This window comes from Streptomyces echinatus, assembly GCF_014203595.1.
Classification (GTDB): Bacteria; Actinomycetota; Actinomycetes; order Streptomycetales; family Streptomycetaceae; genus Streptomyces; species Streptomyces echinatus.
The window spans coordinates 787,898-807,341 of record NZ_JACHJK010000002.1; the positions used below are offsets into that span (position 1 = coordinate 787,898).

Consider the following 19,444-nt stretch of genomic DNA (forward strand, 5'->3'; position numbering starts at 1 on the left):
CCCACGGTGTCCCGTCGGCTCGTCTGACGGGACACCGTCATAATGCTCGCGTGATGTCTCCTTCCCCCCACTCCGACTCACCTTCCACCACCCGCTTTCCGGTCGTCGTCCTGGGCGCCGGACCGGCCGGTCTGACCGTCGGCAACATCCTGCGGGCCGCCGGTGTCGACTGCCTGGTCCTGGAGACCGAGAGCCGGGAGTTCATCGAACAGCGGCCCCGCGCCGGGGTCATCGAGGAATGGGCCGTACGCGGCCTGGAACGGCGCGGGCTGGCCGGCCGCCTCCTGGAGCGCGCCGAGCGGCACTCCGAGTGCGAGTTCCGCTTCGACGGCCGCGGCCACCGCTTCTCCTACACGGAGTTGACGGGCCGTCACCACTGGATCTACCCGCAGCCGCTGCTCGTGACCGATCTCGTGCGCGAGTACGCCGACGTGCGCGGCGGGGAGATCCGCTTCGGCGTGCGGGACGTACGCCTGCACGACCTGGACTCGGACCGGCCCGCCGTCTCCTACACCGACCCGGACACCGGCGAACGGCGCCTGGTGCGCTGCGACTTCGTGGCCGGCTGCGACGGGGCCCGGGGGGCGAGCCGGGCCGCGCTGCCGCCGTCGGTGCGCACCTCCCGGCACGACTACGGCATCGGCTGGCTGGCGCTGCTCGCCAAGGCCCCGCCGTCCGCCGACCGCGTCCTGTTCGGGATGCACCCGGCCGGGTTCGCCGGGCACATGCCCCGCAGTCCCGGGGTGACCCGCTACTACCTCCAGTGCCCGCCCGGCGACGACCCGGGCAACTGGCCCGACGACAGGGTCTGGGAGCAGCTCCAGCAGCGCCTGCGCGCGGCGGACCGCCCGCCGCTGAGGGAGGGGCGGCTGCTGGAGAAGCGTGTGCTGGACATGCACAACTATGTCGTCGAACCGATGGTGTACGGCCGTCTCCTCCTGGCCGGCGACGCCGCGCACCTCGTCGCGCCGATCGCCGCGAAGGGCATGAACCTCGCCCTGAACGACGCGTTCCTGCTCGGCGACGGCCTCGTCGCGCAGCTGGCCGAGGGCGACAGCGCGGGCCTGGACGGCTACTCGGCGGCCTGCCTGCGCCGGGTGTGGGACTACCAGGAGTTCTCGCAGTGGCTCTCCGGGATCTACCACGGCACGTCCCACGGCGATCCCCACCGCGCCGGCACCACCCTGGCCCGGCTGCGCCGGCTGTTCTCCTCACCGGTCGCGGCGGCGGCCTTCGCCGAGCAGTACCTCGGCACGGCCGGCGCGTACTGAGCGCACGGCCCTGCCCGGCTCACCGGCCGCCCGGCGGTCTCACCGCTCGGCGAGGCGGTGGTCCGCGGTCCTCAGGGCCTCCTCCACGAGCCGCCGCAGGTGCCCGTGCGGCAGCGAGTAGATCACCCTCCGGCCCTCCTTGCGGGTGTCCACGAGTCCGGCGAGCCGCAGCCGGGCCAGGTGCTGGCTGACGGCCGGGCGGGCGGCGCCGCAGGCCTCGGTGAGCGTGGTGACGTCGGCCTCGCCCCCCGTCAGGGCGTACAGCAGGGCGAGGCGGGTGCGGTCGCCCAGCAGGGAGAGGAGTTCGGCGGCGAGCGCGAACTGCTCCTCGCCGGGCTTGCGCGGGTGCGCATGATGCGCAGCTGACAGGTGCATGCGTGCGCTCATACGCACATAATGGCTCCGTGGGCGCCGTGCGTCCACTCCCGGCCACCGGAAAGGGGATCGACGTGAGCGACCGGCACCCCCGTCAGCACGGCCACGAGCCCAGCGGGAGCGAAGACGGGCACGGGCACGGCCCGCACGGGCAGGGCCGCGGGCACGGCGGTCCTGGGCACGGGCACGGGCACGGGGAAAGCGCGCATGAGCGCGGGCGCGGCGGTCATGGGGCCGGGCGCGCCGCCGGGCCCCGTCACGGTTTCGCCCACCGTCTCGCTCATCTCCTCACCCCGCACTCCCACGAGAGCGCCGACAAGCTGGACCCGGCGCTGGAGTCCTCGGCGCGCGGGATGCGCGCCCTGTGGGTGTCGCTGGCCGTGCTGGGGGCGACCGCGCTGGCCCAGGCGGTCGTCGTGGCGGTCTCGGGGTCGGTGGCGCTGCTCGGGGACACGGTGCACAACGCGGCGGACGCGCTGACCGCCGTACCCCTCGGCATCGCCTTCGTGCTGGGGCGGCGGGCGGCGACCCGCCGCTTCACGTACGGCTACGGCCGTGCCGAGGATCTGGCGGGGCTCGTCATCGTGCTGACCGTCGCCGCGTCGGCGGCGTTCTCCGCCTGGGCGGCCGTCGGGCGGCTGTTCGACCCGCGCCCGGTCGCGCACCTGCCGGCGGTCGCCGTGGCCGCGCTGCTCGGCTTCGCCGGCAACGAGTGGGTGGCCCGGTACCGGATCCGGGTGGGCCGGGAGATCGGCTCGGCCGCGCTCGTCGCCGACGGGCTGCACGCCCGCACCGACGGCTTCACCTCGCTGGCCGTGCTGCTGGGCGCCGCCGGCTCCGCGCTGGGGTGGCACCTGGCCGACCCGGTCGTGGGCCTGGCGATCACGGCCGCGATCGTGCTGGTGCTGCGGGACGCGGCACGGGAGGTGTTCCGGCGGGTGCTGGACGCCGTGGACCCGGCGCTGGTGGACCGGGCCGAGCACGCGGTGCGCGGGGTGCCGGGGGTGCGGGAGGTGGGCGAGCTGCGGCTGCGCTGGATCGGGCACCGGCTGCGGGCCGAGCTGGCGGTGGTGGTCGACGGCGAGGCGACGGTCCGGCAGGCCCACGCGATCGCCGTCGAGGCCGAACACGCCCTGCTGCACGCCGTGCCGCGGCTGACGGCCGCCCTGGTGCACGCCGACCCGGCGCCCGTCCCGGGGCAGGCGGACCCGCATCTGGCCCTGGCCCACCACGCGACGGCGTGAAGCCGGGCCGCGCCCGTCCGGCCCGCCCGCCGTACGGCGGCGTCGGGGCCTGGCGGCGCCCGGTCCCGCACGTCTGCCCCGCGTGCCCGTCCGCCTGCGAGCCGGGCACGGGCGTCAGGGGCGGGCCGTGCCCGGTCCTTCGGGCAGGCCCGTCGTGCGACGGCGCCGGGGTCAGGCCGTGCCCAGGCCTTCCAGCACGATCGCGCCGGGCAGTTCGGCGAGTGCCTTGCCGGGCACCAGGAGCTTGCCGCGCCGGCGTCCGCTGCCGACCAGGACGTAGGGCAGGTCGACGACGGCCGAGTCCACCAGCACCGGCCAGCCGGTGGGCAGGCCGAGCGGGGTGATCCCGCCGTACTCCATGCCGGTCTCGCCGGTCGCCGTCTCCATCGAGGCGAACGAGGCCTTGCGGGCGCCCAGTTGGCGGCGCACGGCGCCGTTGACGTCGACCCGGGTCGTGGAGAGCACCAGGCAGGCGGCCAGCGTGGTCCCACCGCCCCGCTTGCCCGCGACGACGACGCAGTTCGCCGACCGCTCCAGCAGGTCACGGCCGTAGTGCTCCACGAAGACGGCCGTGTCGGCCCACTGCGGTTCGGTGTCGACGTAGAGGATCCTGTCGGCCGGCACCGAGCCCTGCCAGGCGCGTACGGCGTCGGCGACGGGAGCGGTCAGCTCCGCCAGGCAGTCCGGGGCGGGGGTGGCGGTGTCGAAGGCTCCGATGGGCGGACGCATGGCGGCACGGTAGCAAGATCCGGCCGCCCGGCGTACCGGCGTCTCAGGGCACGGGCGGTACGGACACGGCCATCACCATGTCCATCGGCACGTCTCCGTGATTGCCGTACAGATGCGGGACGTTGGCCTCGAAGGAGGCGCTCGCGCCGGCCGGGATCCGGTACTCCGCGCCCTCCACGGTGAGCGTCAGCTCGCCCGCGGTGACATGCACCAGTTCGACGGTGCCGCCGGGGTGCGGCTCGGAGGGGCTGCTCTCCCCCGGCATCAGCCGCCAGTCCCACATCTCCAGCGGTCCGGGCGCCTCCGTGCCGGCGAGCAGCCGGCTGTAGCTGCCGGCCTCCGTGTGCCACAGCCGTACGGCCCGTTCGGCGGGGACGACACGGACCCTGGGGCCCTGCTCGTAGTCGAGGAGCGTGGGGACGCTGACACCCAGCGCGTCGCCGATCTTGACGACCGTGCCGATGCTCGGGTTGGTGCGGGCCTGCTCGATCTGGATGAGCATGCCCCGGCTGACACCGGCCCGGGCGGCGAGCACGTCCAGTGTGAAGCCGCGCACCGACCGCCAGTGCTTGACGTTGCGCGCCAGGGACTGGGTCAGGAGTTCAAGGTCCGACACGTGGTGTCCAATATTCGGGAAGTTCAATATTATGGTTATGGAAGTTCAGTGGACTGAACTACGGTGAGGTGCACCTGACCGTTCACCGAACTGTACTGCGAGGCCGGCCGTGACAGCATTCTTCGCCCTGACCACCAGCCTCCTGTGGGGGCTGGCCGACTTCGGCGGCGGGCTGCTGACACGACGTACCCCCGCGCTGACCGTGGTGGTCGTCTCGCAGTCGATCGCGGCGGCCGTACTGGGCGCGATCGTGCTCGCCACGGGCGGCTGGACCGAGGCCGGTCCCCGGCTGTGGTTCGCGTTCGCGGCCGGCCTGGTCGGACCGGTGGCCCTGCTCTCCTTCTACAAGGCCCTCGCGCTCGGCCCGATGGGCGTGGTCTCGCCGCTCGCCACCCTCAGCGTCGCCGTGCCCGTCGGCGTCGGCCTCGTCCTCGGCGAGCGGCCGGGGCTGCTCCAGGTCGCGGGCATCGCGGTGGCCGTCGGCGGGGTCGTCCTGGCCGGCGGACCGCAGCTGCGGGGCGCGGCCGTGCAGCGGCAGGCCATCCTGCTCACGCTGGTCGCGGCGCTGGGCTTCGGCACCGTGTTCGCGCTGATCGCGGAGGCCTCGACCGACGTCACCGGCCTGTTCCTGGCGCTGTTCGTGCAGCGGCTGACGAACGTCGCGGCGGGCGGGGCCGCGCTCGCCGCCTCGGTCCGGCGCAGCGGTGCCGTCCTGCCGGACGGCGGCTTCCCCTGGTCCTCGCTGCCCGCGCTGGCCTTCGTCGGGCTGGCCGACGTGGCCGCCAACGGCACCTACGCGATGGCCGCCCGCAGCGGTCCGGTCACCGTCGCGGCCGTGCTCGCGTCGCTGTATCCGGTGGTGACCGCGCTGGCCGCGCGCGGCTTCCTCAGCGAGCGGCTGCGCGCCGTACAGACGGCGGGGGCGGGGCTCGCCCTGCTGGGCACCCTGCTGCTGGCGACCGGCTGAGCCGCCCCGGCGGAGCGGGTCCGCGTCAGCCCTCGGGCTCCAGCGCGGCGAGCCGTGCCACCGCGTCCTCGTCCAGATCCGCCAGCGCCCGCAGTTGCCCCGGCGTCATGCCGTCCGGGATCGGCACGGGAGCGGGGGTCCGCAGCGGAGGCTGCCAGCCCGCGTCGGGCGTCCAGCGCCGTACGACCCTGGCCGGCGCTCCCGCCACCACCGCGTGGTCCGGCACCGTGCCCCGGACCACCGCGCCGGCCGCCACGACCACGTTCCGGCCGATCCGGGCCCCCGGCAGGATCACCGCGCCGGTGCCGATCCAGCAGCCCGGGCCGATCTCGACCGGCTCCATCCGCGGCCACTGCTTGCCGATGGGCTGGTGCGGATCATCGTAGGAGTGGTTGGTGGAGGTGATGTAGACGTACGGCCCGAAGTAGCAGTCGCTGCCGATGGTGACCGTCGTGTCCGCGATGACATGGCTGCCGCGGCCGAGGACCACGCCGTCGCCGATGCTCAGGATCGGGTCCGGACCGAGGTCCAGGTCGGGCATCAGCCCCGCGGTGAGGGTGACCTGCTCGGCGATGATGCAGTAGGAGCCGAGCCGGATCCAGGGCTCGCCGAAGACCGTGCCGAGCGGGAACGCGAGCCGGGTGGCTTCGCCGATCGAACCGAAACGGAAGCGGCCGGGGTTCTCGGCCGTCACCGAACCCGCGCGCTGCACCCACGACCAGCCCGTGTGCACGGCACGCTGCACCAGTCGGCGTCGCCAGGATGAGAACGTGTTCTTGCGCTTCGGCACGGGGTCACGTTACTCATCGGTCGCCTGGAGCGAGAGGGCAGGCCGCTGTGATCTTTGCCCCACCCCGTGTCGTACGGTGCCGTGTACTGCCGACACGAGGAGACGGTGATGACGCAGAAGGCGCTGATCGTGGGTATCGGGGGCAAGGAGCCGCAGGTCGACGCGGAGGCGTTCGTCGCGCCCACGGCATCCGTGATCGGGGACGTCACGCTGCGCGCGGGGGCCAGCATCTGGTACGGGGCGGTCGTGCGCGGTGACGTCGAGAAGATCACCGTGGGGGCGCAGGCCAATGTCCAGGACAACGTCACGCTGCACGCCGATCCCGGGTTCCCGGTCACCGTCGGCGAGCGGGTGTCCATCGGGCACAACGCGGTGGTGCACGGGGCGACCGTGGGGGACGACTGCCTCATCGGGATGGGTGCGACCGTGCTCAACGGTGCGGTGATCGGGGCGGGGTCGCTGGTCGCGGCCCAGGCACTGGTTCCGCAGGGAATGGTGGTGCCGCCGGGGTCGCTGGTGGCGGGGGTGCCGGCCAAGGTGAAGCGGCCCTTGACCGAGGAGGAGCGGGAGGGGGTCACCCTCAACGGCACCTTGTACGCGGAACTGGGCAAGGCGCACATGGACGTGCACCGGTAGGAGGGCCCGCGGGCTGTACGGGGCCGTCCGGGTCCGCGGGCCGCGTGGGACCCGCCCGGGTCCGCGGGGCTTCGTGGGGCCGTCCGGCCCCGCGCCCTCGTGCCACGAAAGCCGCGGGGCGGCGCGGCCCCGCGCCCCTCGCGGGAACGCCTCAGTCCCCGGCGCCGACCGGCTCCGCTTCCGGTTCGGCCTGCTGCTGGGCCTTCTTGGCCTTGCGCTTCACGAGCAGCATCGAGGCCAGGCCGATCAGTACGGCCACCGCCAGGCCCAGGTACGAGAAGCGCTTCAGCCAGTCCTCGGCGACGGTGCCGACGTAGTAGATGACGGCCGTGGTGCCGCCGGCCCAGCAGATCCCGCCGAGGACGTTGGCGATCAGGAACTTCCAGTACGGCATGTGCAGGACGCCCGCGAGGGGGCCGGCGAAGATCCGCAGGAGGGCGACGAAGCGGCCGAAGAAGACCGCCCACATGCCCCACTTCTCGAAGGACCGCTCGGCGGTGGCCACATGGCCGGCGCTGAAGTGGCGTGGGAACTTGCCGCCGAGCCAGGCCAGCAGCGGGCGTCCGCCCTTGCGGCCGATGGCGTAGCCGATGGAGTCGCCGATCACCGCGCCGGCGGTCGCGCACGCGCCGAGGACGATCGGGTTGATGCCCGAGTGCTGGGAGGACATCAGCGCCGCGGAGATCAGGATGATCTCGCCCGGCAGCGGGATGCCCAGGCTCTCCAGACCGATCACCAGGCCCACCAGGGCGTAGACGGCGACCGCAGGCACCGAGTCGAGCCAATCCTGGACGTGCACCGCCGGTTCCTCCCCTGTCGCTGGCCTTGCTCCGGCTTTCCGGGCCGCCGCATGTAAAGCGCGTCCCAAGGGAAGGCTACCTGGTCGGCGGTGAACGGCTGCCTGCCCGCGTCCGCCCGGCGGCACCGTCCCGCCCTCGCCCCTTACGTTTTCGGACATCCCCGTGTCACACGGGAGGGGAAGGCTCCCACGCGGTTTCGCCCGGCCCGCTTCCCCCAGGCCCCGCCGTGGGGCCCGCCGCGGAAGGACGACGTCCCCGTGTCCTCACCGTCCCCGTCCCGCTCGCCCGGCCCTCCCCCGCGCCCCCGCCCACAACGGCCGGCCCCCCGCCCCGTGACCCCCACGCCCCTCCCCGCGACCGCCACCCCGCTTCCCGCGACCGCCGCCCCGCTTCCCTCGACCGCCACGCCCTGCCCCGCGATCGCCGACCCCGGCCCCGAACCCGTGGCCGCCTGCCCCGGTCCCGGGTCTTCCGCTCCGGGCCGCCCGGTGTCCCGTGTGTCCGGGCGGCCGGTGCGGCTCGCGCTGTGCCTGGCTCCCGTGCTGCTCGCCGCCGGCTGGGCCGTGGCCAACCGGCCTCTCGTGTACGGGGGAGTCCGGCGGCTGGGCGTGGCCGACCCGGGGTGGCTGCTGGCCGGAGCCGGCTTCACCTGTCTGACCTGGGTGGCCGCCGCCTGCGTCCGGCAAGGCGCCCTGCCCGACCCGCTGCCGCCGGGCCCGCTGCTGGCCTCGCAGTTCGCCGCCGGTGCCGCCAACCACGTACTGCCCGGCGGTCTCAGCGCCCATGCCGTGACCCTGCGCTTCCTGCGCCGCCGGGGCGTGCCGCTGGAGCGGGCGACCGCGTCGATCGGGCTGTACTCGCTGGCCAGGTCGTCGGCGAAGGCGTTGGTGCTGCTGGTGTTCCTGGCGGCGTCTGGGGCCTGGCGCCGCCTGGGGGACCTGGCACCGGACGGCCGGCTGCTGGTGCCGCTCGCCGCCGCTGTGGCCGGGGCGCTCGCGACGGCGGGCGTGCTGCTGACGGTCGTACGGCCGTTGCGGCGGCCGGTGGCCGGGCTGCTGCGCGCCGCCCTGGCCGACGCGCGCGCCGTGCACACCCGGCCGTGCCGGGTGCTCGCCCTGTGGGGCGGGGCCGTCGCGATGCCGCTGGTGCAGGCGGGTGCGCTGGCCTGTGTCGGGACCTCACTCGGGCTGGGGCTGCCGTGGGAGCAGGTGGTGCTCGCCCACCTGGCGGCGGGCACGGCCGTCGGGGCGGTGCCCGCGCCGGGCGGGCTCGCGGTCGACGCGGCGCTGGTGTGGACACTGGTCGCCTTCGGCGCCTCGCCCTCGGTGGCCACCGCGACCGTGATCGGATACCGGATGCTGACCGACTGGGTACCACTGGTGCCGGGCGCGCTGGTGCTGTCGTCGATGATCCGCGCGAAGGCGCTGTGAGCCGACTGCCCCCACGCACGCGCCCCGGCGTGGAAGGTACCCGTGCCGGGCCGTGCCGGATCGGTCCCCCGCGGGCCGGTGCCCCCGGCTCTTCCGCCCGCCCCGCCCGCGTGCTCGGGCGCCCCGGCGGGCGCCCGAGCCGGGGCGCGGTGGGTCAGTCGCGGCGGGCCACCAGGCGGTAGGCGTTGGACAGTCGCAGGCGGCCTGCCAGGGGGCGGGCCGCGAACCGGTCCACGAGCACGGCGGCGAGGAGGACGGGGACGCCCGCGAGGAGCACGCCGGTGCGCAGGGCGCGCCGGAGCGCACCCGGTGCTTCCGGGAGCCAGGGTGCGTCCTCGCGCGGGGCGGCGCGGTCGAGCGCGAGCCAGACCGCCGCGAGCAGGTCGACCGGGTCGTGCGCCTCGGTGTGCTGTTCCGCGACCACCGTGAACCCGAGACCGGTGAGCCGGCGGCGCAGGTTCGCGGCCGGCATGAAGTGCAGGTGCTGCGGCTGGAGCCAGGGCAGCCACCAGCGGCCGAGGAGCCGGGCGTAGCGGCTCTCCGGGTCCGGTACCTCGATCAGGAGGTGCCCGCCGGGGCGCACGGCCTCGTGGGCGGCACGCAGTTCGCGGTCGGGGTCGGTGCTGTGCTCCAGGTAGTGGAACATGCTCACCACGTCGTAGCGGGCGGCGAGTCCGGGGGCCAGGTCGGGGAAGGCGCCGCGGTAGCCGTGCTCCACACGGCCCTCGCGGGCGGCGAGCTCGACTCCGTCGGTGAAGTCGAGTCCGTCGAAGGCCGTGCCGGGCAGGACACCGCGGGCGGCGGCGCAGAAGTGGCCGTGCCCGGTGCCGACGTCCAGCCAGGTCTTCGGCGCGGGATCGTGCGGCAGCATCGCCTCGGCACGCCGCCGGTACATCGCGGCGCGCGCGCCGAAGGTGCCGCTCATCCGCTGCTCGCCGAGGCCGTCGTAGAAGTCCCGGTAGTAGAACTCCAGCCCTTCGGCGGTGAGTTGCGGGTTCTGGAAGATGTGGCCGCAGTCGGTGCAGGCGTCCAGGGTGAAGCGGCCGGGCTTGTGCTGGAGCAGGTCGGTGGTGCGCAGGCGGCGGGTGAGCCGCGCGGAGGAACACCAGGGGCAGGTGGTGCGCCGGGGCGCGAGGAATCGGTCGGTGCCGGCGGCCAGGCCGGCCCGGTACGCGGGGCGCAGGCCGTCGATGTGGGCCTTCTTCTCCCGGGCGTCGCTCATCGGTTCTCCCCTGCCATCCGTTCCAGGTGGGCCGCCGCGGCCTGGGCGCCGCCCGCCGCGCGGAACGCGGCACGGATCCGGGCGGCGGCGGCCCGGTGGGCGGGGTCGTGCAGGGCGGAGTCGAGGGCGCCGCCCAGCCGGGCCGCGGTGACCCGGCCGAACCTGACCCGGACGCCGGCGCCGGAGTCCACGACCTGTGCCGCCACCACCGGCTGGTCGTCCCTGATCGGCGCGACGACGAGCGGGACGCCGTGCCACAGCGCCTCGCAGACGGTGTTGTGGCCCGCGTGGCAGACGACGGCGTCCATCCGTTCCAGGAGCGGGAGTTGCGGCACCGACGGCAGGACCAGCACGTCCTTGTCGCCCGCCGTGCCGGACAGGGTGCCGCCCGGGTCGGCGATCACCGCCTGGGCCCGGTCGGCGCGGCCGCGCAGCGCGGCCAGGGACTCGGCGAGGAACCGGCCGCCGGCGTCCGCGTTGGCCGTACCGAGGGTCACCAGGACCTTGGCCCGGCCGTGGTCCAGCCATTCCCAGGGGAAGCCGGGGCCGGCCGGGCGGCCGGCGAGCGAGGGGCCGACGTAGTGCATGTGCGGTGCCAACGGCGCCTGTGGGCCGATGAGTTCGGGTGTGCTGAACACCAGCAGCAGATGCGGCGAGGAGCGCGGGTCGGCGGTGCCTGCCGGGTCGCCGATGCGGGCGCGCAGCTCGGTCAGCCGCCGTTGGAGCCATGCGGCGACCTTGGGCAGGCCGTCGTAGGCGCCGCTGAACTCGGCGGACGTGGTCGCGGAGGTGGCCCAGGGCAGCCCGAGGCGCTCGGCCACCAGGGCGCCCGCGAACGCCTGCTGGTCGGCGACGACCACGTCGGGGCGGACCGCCGCGACGGCCGCGGCGACCCCCGGCGCCATCGCGTCGGCGAGCGGCAGCAGATACCACTCCCACAGGAACCGCAGCGCCTCCGCGCCCCGCAGGTCCGGCGGCCGTACGGCACCCGGGGCGCCCGGCACCGGTCCCGCGCACGCGAACACGTCGGCGTCCGCACCCGCGAGCCGCCGTACCAGGGCGGGGTCGGGACACGCCCAGGCCACGCGGTGCCCGTGCGCGGTCAGCTGGGCGGCGACGCCGACGGCGGGGTTGATGTGCCCGGTCAGCGGCGGGACGACGAAGAGGAAGCCGCTCACCGGACGCCCGCCCCCGCGTGGACGAGGTCCAGGATGTGCTCCCCGACCGTGCCGGGTGCCTCGACCAGGACCGAGTGCTCGTGCCCCGGCAGGACGACCGCCCGGAAGTCCGGCAGCAGCCGCCGGTGCGCCGGCAGCAGGTCCACCATGTCCGAGTCGCCGCCGTACAGGCCGAGGACCGGGCAGCGTACGGCTGTGATCTGGGCCTCGGTGAGCACCCGGCTGGCGGGTATGTCCCGGCCGAGGGTGGTCTCGCGCACGAGGCGGGCCGCGCCCTTGGCGAGGCGGGCGGTGTTGCGGCCGTGGCGGGCGGTGACCCAGGCGAGCGCGTCCGCCTCGTTGTGCGCGAGTTCGGTCACCACCCGGTGCAGGATGCGGCCGAGTTTCGCGGCCCAGGCGGGGGTCGCCGGCTCCGACTCGATCAGGGTCAGGCCGGCCACACGGCCGGGGTGGCGGGCCGCGTACCCGAAGGCGATCGTGCCGCCGTAGGAGTTGCCGACGAGGTGCACGGGACCGGGGACGTCCAGCCGGTCGAGGAGCGCCGCCAGGTCGTCGATGTTGTCGTCCAGGGTGTAGCCGTGCGGGGGCCGCTCGCTGCGGCCGTGGCCGCGCAGGTCGTACATGACGACGTCGAGTCCGGCCGCCGCGAGTCCGGGCGCGACGGTGAAGTAGTAGCTGGCCAGACTGTCGGTGAGCAGTCCGTGCACCAGGACGACGGTGGGGTGCGGGCCGTGGCCGTCCGTGGGGCCGGTCCGCTGGACGTGCAGCCGGATGCCTCCGGCGTCGACGATCGCCATGGCTCAGCCCGCCTGGGTGGTCTTCAGGCTCCACACCACGTACTCCACGAGTCTGCCGACGGTGAGTTCGATGATCTCGTCGAACTCCATGCCGGCGAGGAACTCGGCGAGGTTGACCCGCCGTCCGTACCGCTCCTCCAGCAGGCCCGCCAGGGTGACGAGGTCGATGCTCTCCAGTTCCAGGTCCCGGTTGAAACCGGTGGACATGCCGATCACCACGTCGTCGTCGCCGTACTCCGCCAGCACCGTGCGGACCATGCCGGCGATGTCGGCGAGCACGGTGTCGGCGGTGGGCTGCGCCGGGGCCGGCTGGGTGGGGTTCATCGGGCGTACTCCTCGGCTGCTGCGTCGTGTTGTCCGTCGTCGGCCGCGGGCCCGGTCGTCCAGGCCACCACGTAGCCGCGTTCCGGCAGGGCGGGTGGGTTGGTCACCGGTGCGCAGTGCACGGTGCAGGCGCCTTCCAGGCGGCCGGAGACCAGCAGCCGGGTGCCGTCCGGGGCGGCCTCCAGCACGGCGAAGTCCCGGGGCCGGCCGCCGAATCCGACGCCCTCGGCCTTGGCGACCGCCTCCTTGGCGGCCCAGAAGCGGGTGAACCACACGGCCTCCGGTTCGCCGCCGTCCGCGCACCGGGAGCGCAGCAGCCGCAGTTCCGCCGGGCCGAGCGCGGTGGTGAGGGTCGCCGGGTCGCGGTCGGTGATCTCCTCGATGTCGATCCCGGGGCCGGGTCGCGGGCGGTGCGGGCGGACGATCGCCACGCCGGCCTCGGCCCGGTGGGCGAGCGACACGTCCAGCGGGGGCAGGACGCGGCCGTGCAGACCGGTGACGTGGGGGCGGCCGAGTTCGTCGTTGCCCACCTGGATCTCCGCCGGGAAGACGGGCCCTTCGCCGTGCTGCCAGAGCCAGTGCCGTACGGCGTCCTTGACCGCGATCCGGCCGAGCAGCCACTGGCGGCGGCCGCGCGGCGGCCGACGCGCGTAGGCGGCGCGCTCGGCGCTCGCCAGCGAGTTGCGCATGATCAGTTCGCGGGAGGCCAGGTCCGGCCACCGCTCGTGCACCAGCGCCCAGCCACCGGGCATGGCCGTGGCGAGGGTGTGGCGCTCGGGGAAGCGTTCGACGGGCCGGGTCGTGGGGTCGTTGTCGAACCGGCGGTCCTGCCAGCCGGTCAGCCGGGCCCAGACGCGGTCGCCGACGGTCAGCTCCGCGTCCGCCTCCAGCAGGGTGTCCGTGAGGGTGGTGATGCGCAGCACGCAGTGGACCTCGGTGCCGGGCTCCGGGTGCGGTCCGTGGAAGCGGGCCTCCTCCAGCCGCACCGGGAAGACGACGGTCCGCGCGGTGCGGGTCGCCATGATCCAGTAGCCCAGCAGCTGGCCGACGTTGTCGAGCAGGGCACCGGGGGCGGCCGGAGTGGTGATCACTCCGCGGATGTGCCGCTCGCCGATCGCGGTCAGCTCGGTCAGGCCCTGGAACCGTGGACCGTGGAACATCCAGCGGTCGCGGTAGAGCTGGGCCGCCGTGTGAACGGGGACGCGTTCGACGAGGTCCGTGAGCGGCCGGCGCGGAGGCGGTGCCGGGTGGTGCGGGGCGAGTTCCACCACGGCGCGGGCGGTGGACCCGAAGGTGACGGTGACCCGGTCCGGCCGGCCGGGGGCGGGCGTCACGGTGACCGGTACGTCGACGGGGGGCGTCGCGGTGAGCCAGCGGTCGAACCGGGCGCCGTGCACGGCGACGGCCCGTCGGCCGGGTTTCGCGTGCTCCGCCGCGTCCATCATGTGCCGCACGATCGTGGTGGCCGGCACCACCGGCCACCGGTCCGCCAACTCCGGCCAGCCGTCCCGCTGCGGGAAGAAGCAGTGGTCGAGGAGGTGGGGCATGGCCTGGGCGGAGACGCGGAGTGTTGTGGTGACGGGGGTGGGGGCGAGAGAGGGGGCGGGGGGAAGGCCGGAAGCGGTGGCGGGGTGGGCTGCGGCTGCGGGTGTGGTGGGCGTTGGGGCGAGGGCGGTGGGGGTGGGGCCGAGGGCTGTGGTGGCGGTCGCGGTCGCGGTGGGCGGGACAGTGGCGGTGGCGGCCGGGGGTGCGGGTGCGGGTGCGGTTGGGCCGGTGGCGGTCGGGATCGTGCCGGGTGCCGGGCTCGGGGTGGTGGTGGACGGGTGGGTGCCTGCGGCGCGGGGGCCGTGGCTCGCGGTGATCAGCTCCGCCGCGGTGTGCGCGGTGTCCCGGAGGAGGGCGGTGAGTTCGGCGGCGGCCGGGTGGCGCCGGGCCAGGTCGTCGAGAGAGGGGCCGGGGCCGGGGCTGAACTCCCTGTCTGCCGGTGTGGCTTCGGCTGCCGCCGGAAGGGTCGTGCCGGTCTGCCCCGTCGGCTCGCCAGGGCGACCCCCCGGCCCGCTCCCCCACAGCTGCGCGCGCAGCGCCTCGCGGGACGGACCGTCCAGTGACACCAGGGCGCTGCCGAGGTCGAGGCGGACGCGCGGACGGGCGCCTGCCGGGTGAGCGGCTGCGGTTCGGGGCGGGTGAGCGGCTGTGTCTCCGGGCGGGTGGACGACTGGGGTACGGAGCGGGTGGGCCACTGGGGCGCGGGACGGCGTCGGCGCCGTCGAGGTCGCTGCGGAGGGTGTCGGCGCCGCCTCGGTCGCTGTGGAAGGTGTCGGCGCCGCCTCGGTCGCTGTGGAAGGTGTCGGCGCCGCCTCGGTCGCTGTGGAAGGTGTCGGTGGCGTCAGGGTCGGGCTCGCCGGCGACGACGTCAGGGTCGCGCCCGTCGCCGATGACGTCGTGGCCGCTGTGGACGGTGCGGAGGCCGCTGTCCGTGTGAGCGGTGCGGAGGCCCCTGCCCGTGCGAGCGGTGTCACGGTCGCACCGGCCGTCCACAACGCGGTCGCGGTGCGGCGGAGTTGGGCCAGGCCGCCGTGATGGGGCGAGCCGGCGGCGACGGCCAGGTGATCGCGGTCGCCGAGGGTGTCGTCGATGAGCGAGGTCAGCCGGCCGGGGCCGGTCTGGACGAAGACGCGGTGCCCGGCGGCGTACATCGCCTCGGTCAGCTCGCGGAAGCGAACGGGCTCCAGCAGGTGCCGTACGAACAGCGCACGGACCGCCGGCTCGTCCCGCGGGAAGGGCGCCGCGGTCGTGCCCGACCACACCGGGACGGCCGGCGGGTGGATCCGGAAGCGGTCGGCGGCCTCCTTGATGGGGGCGAGGAACGGCTCCAGCATCGGCGTGTGGAAGCCGGACCGGAACGGCAGCACCTGGCAGAGCACGCCCTCGGCGCGGAGGGACCGGACGAACTCCTCCACCGCCGTCCCGGGACCGCAGACCATGGCCTGGCGGGGCGCGTTGTCGTGGGAGAGCACGATCCCGGAGCCCGCCCAGGCGTCGGCGAGCGCGGCACGCACATGCGCGGCGGAGGTGCCGACGGCGGCGAAGACCAGGCCCGGGACGGTGACCGAGTCCGGGTCGAACCCGGTCATGAACGCGTCCACCTCGGCGGCCGAGTACAGCCCGGCCGCGGCCATGGCCGTCCATTCGCCGACGCTGTGCCCGGCGACCGCGTCCGGTACGAGACCCATGCGGCGCAGGGCCCGGTCCAGCAGGCGGCCCACACCGACGACGCCGAAGCCGTGCCGGCCGATGTCGCCGACCCGCACGTCCGGACCGGCGCCGTCGACCGGGGGCAGGCCGAAGTGCGCGGCGATGTCGTCGGTGCGGGCCGTGAAGTCGGCCTCCAGCCCGGGGAAGACGAACGCCAGCTTGCCGCCGGCGCGGCCGAGCAGCGGCGTCGGACGGAACCACACGTCGCCGCGGCCCTGCCAGGCCCGGCCCTTGGCGACCGCGCGGCGGGTCAGCGCGAGCCGCTTGGCGGTCGGGTCCACGACGCCGAGGCGGGCCGGTCCGGCGTCGGCGTGCGCCCGGCCGGGGTCGAGACCGGCGGCGAGCACGGCCGAGTCGTCGGCGTCGAGAAGGGCGGCGAGTCCGGTCACGTCGGCGGCGGACAGCAGCAGCACACGCTCGGCGTCGGTGACGCGCACGGAAGCCGCAGGCGGTACGGCCAACGGTGCTGCGGGGGCGCGCACGGACGCCGCACGCCGTGCCGCCACCGGTACGGCGGGGGCGGGACGGGTGGCGGGCGCCTCCTCCAGCACCACGTGCGCGTTGATCCCGCCGAACCCGAACGCGTTCACCGCGGCCCGCCGGACCGGCCGGCCGGTGCCGGTCTCCCAGGGGCGGGCCCGCTCCAGGGTCCGGAAGCGGGTGGCGGCGAGTCCGGGATGCGGGTCGTCGCAGTGGAGGGTGGGCAGCAGCGTGCGATGGTGCAGGGCGAGCGCGGCCTTGACGAGGCCGGCCACTCCCGCCGCCGGCATGGTGTGGCCGATCATCGACTTCACCGAGCCGAGTACCGGCCGCTCATCCGGCGCGTGTCCCGTGCCCGGCCCGAACACCTCGGCGAGCGTGGTGAGTTCGGCCGTGTCGCCGGCGGGGGTGGCCGTGCCGTGTGCCTCCAGCAGGCCGATCGAGTCCGGGGCGGCGGGGTCGAGTCCGGCGGCCCGCCAGGCCTCGCGCACGGCCCGGCCCTGGCCGCCCGGATCGGGGGTGACGAGCCCCGCCGTACGGCCGTCACCGGCCACGCCGGTGCCGCGGATCACCGCGTACACGCGGTCGCCGTCGCGTTCGGCGTCCGCGAGCCGTTTCAGTACGACGACTCCGGTGCCCTCGCCGATGAGGATGCCGTCGGCGTCGCGGTGGAAGGGCCGGATGCGCTCCGTCGGGGACAGGGCACGCAGCTGGGAGAAGACGCTCCAGAGGGTGATGTCGTGGCAGTGGTGCACTCCCCCGGCCAGCATCAGGTCGCAGCGGCCGGAGGCGAGCGCGGTGACCGCCTGGTCGACGGCGACCAGGGAGGAGGCGCAGGCCGCGTCCACGGTGTAGGCGGGGCCTCGCAGATCGAGGCGGTTGGCGATGCGGGAGGCGGCGAGGTTGGGGACCAGGCCGATCGCGGCGTCTGGGCTGTCGGGGCCGAGCCGGTCGGCGAACGCCGCGCGCACGCGGTCGAGTTGGGTGGCGGTGAGGTCGGGCAGCAGCTCGCCCAGGGTGCGGGTGAGCTGGTGGGCCGTGCGCACCCGCTGGTCCAGCCGGGCCAGGCCGGGGGTGAGGTAGCCGCCGCGGCCGAGGACGACGCCGACCCGGTGGCGTTCGGGGAGCCGGTCCGGGCCGCCCGCGTCGGCGAGCGCGGCGGCGGCCACGTCCAGGGCGATCAGCTGGTCGGGCTCGGTACCGGGCACGGAGGCGGGCATGATGCCGTGGCGCGTGACCTCCACCTCGGCCAGGCCGTCCACGAATCCGCCGCGCCGGCAGTAGACCTGGCCGGCGACGGCGGGTCCGGCGGCTGAGCCGGGACGGTAGTAGTCGGCGTCCCAGCGGTGCGCCGGGACCTCGGTGATGGAGTCCTCGGCGTCCCGCAGATTGGCCCAGTAGGCGTCCAGGCCGGGGGCGCCGGGCAGCAGTACCGCCATCCCGACGACCGCGACCGGAGTCTGACGCTCCGTCATGTCACCAGCCCGACGCGGTGTAGACGACCGCGCGGGTGGCCGGGTCGCCCCAGGCCAGTTCGCGGAGCAGGGCCGCGGTGCCCTCCTCGGGGTCGATCAGCGCGACCCCGCGCCGGGCGTACTCGCGGCCGAGTTCCGGGCCGACCATGCCGGGGTGCCCGCCGGCGGCCGCCCAGGGGCCCCAGTGCACGGTCAGCGCACGCCGTCCGGTACGGGTGGCCCAGTCGGCTCCGATCGCCTCCAGGGCGTCGTTGGCCGCGGCGTAGTCTGCCTGGCCGCGGTTGCCGAGGACGGCGGCGATGCTGCCGAACAGCACGGTGAACGCCGGTGCGGCGGGCAGTTCGTCGAGCGCGGCGAACAGCGCGCCCGCCCCGGCCGTCTTCGTGCCGTAGACCCGCCGGAAGGACTCGGGGGTCTTCTCGGTGATCAGCCGGTCCTCGATCACGCCGGCAGCGAAGACCACGCCGTCGAGCCGGCCGTGATCGGCGTGGATCTCCTTGACGGCCTGCAGGACGGCGTCCCGCTCGCGGAAGTCCACCGAGCGGTAGCGGGCGGGGCTGCCGAGGGCGGCGAGTTCGGCCAGCGTGGCGGTGATCTCCCGTTGGGCGAGGATCCGTTCGGCGGCCCGGTTGATCTCGGCGGGCTGTGCGGCGCCCGGGCCCGTGGCGAGCGCGGCCCTCAGTTCGACGGGGGTGCGGGCGGCGGCGGTGTGCGGGGCCTCGGGCTCGGGGGGCGCGGGTGTGCGGCCCAGCAGCTCGATCCGGCAGCGGGAGGCGCCGGCCAGCGTGGTCGCGAACCTCGCCGTGATGCCCCTGGCCCCCCCGACCAGCAGTACCACCGACTCCGGGTCGAGCCCGAGCGCGGCGGCCTCGGCGGCGCCGTCCCCGGCGGGTCCCGCGCCGGTGCTGCCGAGTGGGCCGAGGGGCGCGGGCACCAGGTCCAGGCCCCGGCGCTGTCCGGCGGCCGTACGCAGCACGACGGGGGCGGGCTGCGGGGCGCGCAGCTCGGCGAGGACCGCGTCGGCGACGGCCGCCGGGCCGGTGCCGGTGACCGCCAGCACCCGGGCGAGGAGGTCCGGGTACTCCCGGGCGACGCTGCGCATCAGCCCGTCCAGCCCCGCCGACCGCAGCGCCCCGGCGCCGTCGGCGGCGCGCACGGCGAGCAGCAGGCGGGGGCCGCACGCCAGCGCGGCCCGGAGCGCGGGGAAGGCGTCCGGCAGCAGGGGGCGGTCCTGGCCGGGGAGCGCGCCGAGGTACACGACGCCGGCGACGGGGCCGTCGGCAGGGTCGAGGAGATGGCCGGCGGGCCGGATCACGGTCTCGGCACCACACTGGGCGAGCCGCGCCGCGACCTCGGCCACGACACCACCGTGACCGCCACCACCGCCGTCGCCGTCGCCGCCACCGTGGCCCTGGCCGTCGCCCTCGCCGTCGCCGTCGCCGAGCAGCACGAACCGCTCGCCCGACAGGTCGGTGACCGGGCCCGGGTCCGGCAAGGGGACGGGCCGCAGTTCACAGCGCCGAGGGGCGACGCCGACGGGGCCCGTCGCGGCGGCTGCCGCGCCCGCGTCCGGCCGGCGGCCTGCTTCCCGGCCCGGCACAGGCCGGGTATCCGGCGCGCCGACGGCAGCCGACCCCGCATCCGCCCCGAAGACATCCTCCGGACCCGACCCCGGCCGAGCGCCCGGCGCGGACACGGCCTCCCGGCTCGACACCGCCCCGGCACCCCCCGCCCCGAAGGCCACCGACCCCACAACCGGTCCGAAGACATCCTCCGGACCCGACCCCGGCCGAGCGCCCGGCGCGGACACGGCCTCCCGGCTCGACACCGCCCCGGCACCCCCCGCCCCGAAGGC

The 19,444-nt window shown here is 75.6% G+C and carries 15 protein-coding genes and 1 pseudogene; 5 read left to right on the forward strand and 11 right to left on the reverse strand.

The window, feature by feature from the left end:
* Nucleotides 1-53 precede the first annotated feature (53 nt).
* A complete protein-coding gene (locus tag FHS34_RS08130) occupies nucleotides 54-1,271 on the forward strand; it encodes a 4-hydroxybenzoate 3-monooxygenase (protein WP_184962644.1) in 1,218 nt (405 codons plus the stop codon).
* 39 nt (nucleotides 1,272-1,310) lie between these two features.
* Here FHS34_RS08130 and FHS34_RS08135 read toward each other — a convergent pair whose 3' ends face one another.
* On the reverse strand, nucleotides 1,311-1,658 hold the full coding sequence (locus tag FHS34_RS08135) for an ArsR/SmtB family transcription factor (protein WP_225817700.1): 348 nt from the start codon (nucleotides 1,656-1,658) through the stop codon (nucleotides 1,311-1,313).
* Nucleotides 1,659-1,720: 62 nt separating this feature from the next.
* Between FHS34_RS08135 and FHS34_RS08140 the strand changes: the two genes are divergently transcribed.
* On the forward strand, nucleotides 1,721-2,890 hold the full coding sequence (locus FHS34_RS08140; protein WP_184962646.1) for a cation diffusion facilitator family transporter: 1,170 nt from the start codon (nucleotides 1,721-1,723) through the stop codon (nucleotides 2,888-2,890).
* A 171-nt stretch (nucleotides 2,891-3,061) separates the two neighbouring features.
* On the opposite strand, the gene FHS34_RS08145 is transcribed toward FHS34_RS08140, so the two are convergent.
* Both FHS34_RS08145 and FHS34_RS08150 read right to left on the reverse strand, forming a co-directional pair.
* Nucleotides 3,062-3,619, reverse strand: a complete 558-nt coding sequence (locus tag FHS34_RS08145; RefSeq protein ID WP_184962649.1) for a YbaK/EbsC family protein — start codon at nucleotides 3,617-3,619, stop codon at nucleotides 3,062-3,064.
* Nucleotides 3,620-3,662: 43 nt separating this feature from the next.
* Nucleotides 3,663-4,235: a helix-turn-helix domain-containing protein gene (locus FHS34_RS08150; protein ID WP_184962651.1), complete on the reverse strand. Its 573-nt coding sequence runs from the start codon at nucleotides 4,233-4,235 to the stop codon at nucleotides 3,663-3,665.
* 109 nt (nucleotides 4,236-4,344) lie between these two features.
* On the opposite strand from FHS34_RS08150, the gene FHS34_RS08155 reads away from it, so the two are divergent.
* Nucleotides 4,345-5,202: an EamA family transporter gene (locus FHS34_RS08155; RefSeq protein ID WP_184962653.1), complete on the forward strand. Its 858-nt coding sequence runs from the start codon at nucleotides 4,345-4,347 to the stop codon at nucleotides 5,200-5,202.
* 25 nt (nucleotides 5,203-5,227) lie between these two features.
* Here FHS34_RS08155 and FHS34_RS08160 read toward each other — a convergent pair whose 3' ends face one another.
* On the reverse strand, nucleotides 5,228-5,992 hold the full coding sequence (locus FHS34_RS08160; RefSeq protein WP_184962656.1) for an acyltransferase: 765 nt from the start codon (nucleotides 5,990-5,992) through the stop codon (nucleotides 5,228-5,230).
* Nucleotides 5,993-6,100: 108 nt separating this feature from the next.
* Here FHS34_RS08160 and FHS34_RS08165 point away from each other — a divergent pair, with 108 nt between their 5' ends.
* Nucleotides 6,101-6,628, forward strand: a complete 528-nt coding sequence (locus tag FHS34_RS08165) for a gamma carbonic anhydrase family protein (RefSeq protein ID WP_184962658.1) — start codon at nucleotides 6,101-6,103, stop codon at nucleotides 6,626-6,628.
* Between the two features lie 151 nt (nucleotides 6,629-6,779).
* Here FHS34_RS08165 and FHS34_RS08170 read toward each other — a convergent pair whose 3' ends face one another.
* Nucleotides 6,780-7,427 carry a DedA family protein gene (locus tag FHS34_RS08170; protein WP_184962659.1) on the reverse strand — a complete coding sequence of 216 codons (648 nt, stop codon included), beginning with the start codon at nucleotides 7,425-7,427 and terminating at the stop codon, nucleotides 6,780-6,782.
* A gap of 333 nt (nucleotides 7,428-7,760) precedes the next feature.
* On the opposite strand from FHS34_RS08170, the gene FHS34_RS08175 reads away from it, so the two are divergent.
* Nucleotides 7,761-8,858, forward strand: coding sequence for a lysylphosphatidylglycerol synthase domain-containing protein (locus FHS34_RS08175; protein WP_345525699.1), 1,098 nt, complete (start codon nucleotides 7,761-7,763; stop codon nucleotides 8,856-8,858).
* 154 nt (nucleotides 8,859-9,012) lie between these two features.
* On the opposite strand, the gene FHS34_RS08180 is transcribed toward FHS34_RS08175, so the two are convergent.
* The 6 genes and pseudogenes from FHS34_RS08180 to FHS34_RS08205 form a co-directional block, all read right to left on the reverse strand.
* The gene (locus FHS34_RS08180; RefSeq protein WP_184962661.1) at nucleotides 9,013-10,080 is read right to left on the reverse strand and encodes a class I SAM-dependent methyltransferase; all 1,068 of its coding nucleotides are present in this window, start codon (nucleotides 10,078-10,080) and stop codon (nucleotides 9,013-9,015) included.
* Nucleotides 10,077-11,258 carry a glycosyltransferase gene (locus FHS34_RS08185; RefSeq protein WP_184962663.1) on the reverse strand — a complete coding sequence of 394 codons (1,182 nt, stop codon included), beginning with the start codon at nucleotides 11,256-11,258 and terminating at the stop codon, nucleotides 10,077-10,079. Before FHS34_RS08185 ends, FHS34_RS08180 begins: the two co-directional genes overlap by 4 nt.
* On the reverse strand, nucleotides 11,255-12,055 hold the full coding sequence (locus tag FHS34_RS08190; protein WP_184962665.1) for an alpha/beta fold hydrolase: 801 nt from the start codon (nucleotides 12,053-12,055) through the stop codon (nucleotides 11,255-11,257). The genes FHS34_RS08185 and FHS34_RS08190 overlap by 4 nt, the downstream gene beginning before the upstream one ends.
* A gap of 3 nt (nucleotides 12,056-12,058) precedes the next feature.
* A complete protein-coding gene (locus FHS34_RS08195; RefSeq protein WP_184962667.1) occupies nucleotides 12,059-12,379 on the reverse strand; it encodes an acyl carrier protein in 321 nt (106 codons plus the stop codon).
* On the reverse strand, nucleotides 12,376-17,589 hold the full coding sequence (locus FHS34_RS08200; RefSeq protein ID WP_184962669.1) for a type I polyketide synthase: 5,214 nt from the start codon (nucleotides 17,587-17,589) through the stop codon (nucleotides 12,376-12,378). Before FHS34_RS08200 ends, FHS34_RS08195 begins: the two co-directional genes overlap by 4 nt.
* Nucleotide 17,590: 1 nt before the next feature.
* Nucleotides 17,591-19,444, reverse strand: a pseudogene (locus FHS34_RS08205) (SDR family oxidoreductase); the annotation flags it as partial.